4 protein-coding genes are annotated in these 2,999 nt (G+C 65.9%); all 4 read left to right on the forward strand.

From position 1 onward, the window contains the following. A partial coding sequence (locus tag VLJ37_05260) for a hypothetical protein (GenBank protein HSA59076.1) occupies positions 1-266 on the forward strand: 266 nt, incomplete at its 5' end. Then, on the forward strand, positions 263-1,249 hold the full coding sequence (locus VLJ37_05265) for a lysylphosphatidylglycerol synthase domain-containing protein (GenBank protein HSA59077.1): 987 nt from the start codon (positions 263-265) through the stop codon (positions 1,247-1,249). The genes VLJ37_05260 and VLJ37_05265, both read left to right, overlap by 4 nt. Continuing rightward, positions 1,236-2,147: a glycosyltransferase gene (locus VLJ37_05270; protein HSA59078.1), complete on the forward strand. Its 912-nt coding sequence runs from the start codon at positions 1,236-1,238 to the stop codon at positions 2,145-2,147. Before VLJ37_05265 ends, VLJ37_05270 begins: the two co-directional genes overlap by 14 nt. Next, a partial coding sequence (locus VLJ37_05275; GenBank protein HSA59079.1) for a CDP-alcohol phosphatidyltransferase family protein occupies positions 2,144-2,999 on the forward strand: 856 nt, incomplete at its 3' end. The genes VLJ37_05270 and VLJ37_05275, both read left to right, overlap by 4 nt.

Genomic DNA, 2,999 nt, shown 5'->3' on the forward strand with positions numbered 1-2,999 from the left:
TGGCGACGGTCTTCCGCTCGGGCAATCTCCAAGACTTCAAATGGGAGGTCGGCGGGCCCCGGTCGTGGACCGCTCACATCGAGCTCCTCTTCAAGCACGATTTCCTCTGCCTGTTCTTTCTCGTTCTCGCCCTGGCCGGACGACTCGATCTCGCCCTGTTCTGCATGGCCTTCGGCTCCTTCGCGATGCTGGCGAAGCTCCTCCAGCAGCTCCTCTCGAAGCGCATCCGCGCGTCGGACGCGGTCTCCGGCGGAGGGGGCCGATGAATAAACCCTGGCTCAAAGGCTCCGTCAGCCTGGCGGCGCTGGCCGGACTCTTCTGGCTCCTGTCGCGGATCGGCTGGGACGAGGTCGGCTTGCGCCTGGGCCAGGTGGGCGTCGCCGGCTTTGCACTCCTGTGCCTGACGGGACTGGCCGAGGCCGCCCTGGACGGGGCGGCGCTTCGCAAGGCCGCGTCGGGCTGCCTGCCTTTTCTTGCCGCCCTCTTCATCAATCAGGCAGGGGCCGCGGTGAACATCCTCGTGCCCGGCGAGGCCGGCGAGGTGTTCAAGGCGTCGCTGCTCGCCAGACACCTGCCTTCTCGGGAGGCCACGTCCGCGGTGGTGGTCTGGAACATGGCCTTCCGGCTTTCGAAATCCCTCGTCATCCTCCTGGCCTCCTGCGCGGCCTTCGCCTTTCTCCCCGCCGACCGGTACGCGGCGGCCTGGGCCTTGGGACTCGCGGCCTTCAACCTGAGCCTGTATTTCGCGCTGAACGCCGTCCTGAAGCGCCGCTGGATCGGACGCGCCCTGTCGGTCTTGAAGCGCCCGTACGTCGCGCGTTTGATCGACCATATCCGCGACGCCGAAGGCAAGGCCGCGGCGTTTTCCGGGCGGCGTCCGGGCGACTACGCGTCGATCGCCGCCTTCCAGGCGTGCGCGCGCGTCGCGGGCTTCGCGACCCTGTGGCTGGCCCTCCGGTTCTTGGGTTACGGCTACGCGTTTCCGCTTTGCCTCCTGATCTACACGCTGACCGAGCTCGCCACCTACGCGGTCGCCCTCCTGCCGACAAAGATCGGAACGACGGAAGGGTCCACGTATCTCATCTTCGAATTCCTAGGGCTCCAGGGCCCGCTTGGGGCCATTCTCCAGATCGTCCTCCGGATCAAGCAACTCGCCATTGTTTCCCTTTTCCTGATCGCGGGGATTTTGACGCGAGGGACGCGGGGCGAAACCCGCGTTGCCCCCGTCGACTACAATGCAACCACGTAACACCTCGGTCGTCGTGACCACCTACAACCAACCGCTCCAACTGGAGATCGCCCTCGCCTCTCTCGGACGCCAGACGGTGTCCGGCTTCGAGGTCGTCATCGGGGACGACGGGTCCGATGAGCGGACACGGAGCCTCATCGGCCGCCTGCAGGCCTCGAGGCTCCCTTTCGGCTTGAAACACCATTGGCAACCGGACGAGGGTTTTCGCGCCGGCGAGGCCCGCAACGGGGCGGTCCGGCTGGCGTCCGGCGACTGGCTGATCTTCATCGACGGCGACATGGCGGTTCATCCCCGCTTCGTCGAGGCCCATTTGCGGAAGGCGGCCCCGGGACGGGTTCTGTTCGGGGCCCGGCTCAAGCTCAACCCGGCCTTTTCGGAACGGATCTGCGCGCAGGACGTCTGGGGGGAGGGCGTTGAGGCCCTCGTCGCCCGGAGCCTTCCGGAATGCCGGGAGAGGGTCTACGCCCCCGTCGCGGAGGGATGGGGTGAAATCTTCGGCGGAAGGCTCGTGCAGCGCTTCGCCGATCGACCCAGACCTTTTTGGGAGTCCGCCTTGAACGCCCTGTCCGGAGTGACTTCGCGCCGGCTTTTTCAAAAAATCTGCTTCAAGTCGGGCTCCAACTTTTCCACGAGCCGCGCCCTCGTGGAGAAGGTCAACGGCTTCGACCGGAGATTTCGGGACTTGAGCGGCGAGGACGGCGAATTCTTCTGGAGGCTTTTCCATGCCGGGGCCCGCCCCCTCTCGGTGCTTTTCACCGCGGTCGCCTATCATCTTTGGCACCCGGAAAACTGGGAAAGGGCCGGCGAGAGGCGGAAAAGGTCCCTGGACCTGGAACGGGAGACGCGCGCCGCGCGGCGCTTCCGGTGCGACAACGGACTGACGGAGGGGCTCACATGAGCGTTCAGGGATCCAAACCAAAGGCCGTCGAGGAGCTGGTCGACTTCTACTTTCACCGGAGGCTGGCCATGCCCGTCGTGCAGGCGGCCGCCCGGATGGGGCTCACGCCCAATCAGGTGACCTGGCTCTCCCTCTTCGCCGGCCTGCTCAGCGCCTTTCTCTTCTATCGGGGTTGGTTTCCCTCCGGCTCCCTCGCCCTTCTCGCGGCGATCGTCCTGGATTGCAGCGACGGGATGCTGGCCCGGATCACGGGCACCTCCAGCCCCGTGGGCCGCGTCTTGGACGGCTCCTTCGACACGGTATGGATCGTTCTCATCTGGGTCGCCCTCTACGTCAGCGGCCCCTATACCCCCTCCTCCGACTTCACCCTGCCCTTCATGGCGATCGCCGGGGCGAGCATGCCCCTCCATTGTTGGAGCTACGATGGGGTCAAAACGTCCTATGTCTCCCTCTGCGAGCCGGGTTTTTCCGAAAAGCACCTTTCGGCGGACGAGGCGGGCCGGCGCGCGAGGGAGAGCCTCCGGTCCCGGAAGTATTTCGATGCCCTTTTGTACACGATCATGGCGTATCACCACGCCGTCTTCGTCCGCCCGCCCCGCGAATCCCTGCAACTCGACGCGAAGACCCGCGCCTCCGCCCGCGAAATCTTGGCGCGGTCCATGAGGCTCTGGAGCTTCTTGGGCGAAGGGACGCACCTGGCGCTTTTCTTCGCGGCCGGCCTTATCACCCCGTTCTTTCCGGACGCCATGTTGGCGGCCTGCGGCGTCATCCTCGTCCCCATGAACCTCCTGTGGCTCGCGGCCGCCCTCCTCTGGTTCCGGGACAAGAAACGCGTCTTGGAGGCGGCCGGGA

This window comes from bacterium, assembly GCA_035454885.1.
Taxonomy (GTDB): domain Bacteria; phylum UBA10199; class UBA10199; order JACPAL01.

Excerpts from the sequence above, each read along its gene's own strand:
- VLJ37_05265 (HSA59077.1), top strand. The coding sequence starts at position 263 with ATGAATAAACCCTGGCTCAAAGGCTCCGTCAGCCTGGCGGCGCTGGCC.
- VLJ37_05270 (HSA59078.1), top strand. The coding sequence starts at position 1,236 with ATGCAACCACGTAACACCTCGGTCGTCGTGACCACCTACAACCAACCG.